The sequence below is a fragment of the Wolbachia endosymbiont of Glossina morsitans morsitans genome (assembly GCF_000689175.1).
Classification (GTDB): Bacteria; Pseudomonadota; Alphaproteobacteria; order Rickettsiales; family Anaplasmataceae; genus Wolbachia; species Wolbachia pipientis.
Genome location: NZ_AWUH01000095.1, coordinates 5,539 through 6,224 on the forward strand (window position 1 = coordinate 5,539; position 686 = coordinate 6,224).

Annotated in this window: 1 protein-coding gene; it reads right to left on the reverse strand. The window is 30.2% G+C overall.

Annotated features, from left to right (window positions below):
• Nucleotides 1-459 (reverse strand): MFS transporter (locus WGMM_RS02200; RefSeq protein ID WP_458694880.1); only part of this gene is annotated, 459 nt, incomplete at its 3' end.
• Nucleotides 460-686: the final 227 nt, after the last annotated feature.

Below are 686 nucleotides of genomic sequence, written 5' to 3' on the forward strand. Positions count from 1 at the left end.
AATTTTAGGTATAGATATAAAGGTAGTTAAAGCAAGCAATAATCCAAGCATTATATACACAGTAAATAAATAATCCCACCCAAACTTATCAAGTAAGACATGTAATGGTTTGGTGGCAAATACACCACCTGAAATGCCAATAATAACCGATATGCTGAACATCATGGCAAATTTTTCTCTATGGTAATAGATTCTTATTATTTTAAAGAGTCCAAGTACTGAAGCAGAGGATCCAATACCAGTAATTATTCTTCCAATAATAGAATAACTCCAATCATTAGAACTGACTAAAGGTAAAGCACCTAAAGATGTTAATGCAATACAAATCGGTATAACAACTTTAGAATCAAATCTATCTAAAAGAATACCTACAGGAATATGTGCTAACACATAACCTACATAATACAGTCCACAAAATTGTCCTATTTCTGTTGTTCCTATATTAAACCTTACTACCAATTCAGGAATTATAATATTTGGAATTACGCGTAATATATATTGGTATGCATAAAACAGTGACGCAACAACCAGATTAAAAAATTCCTCTGCAATACTTCACCCCAAAGCTAGCATTGTAGATACTCTGTTTATAAAAAACAATATTTTTATGAATACTTATTTTAATTTACCGGAATTTTATACAGTTGAACTCATAGCCAACATAAGTAGTTTATGCATTAACTAAA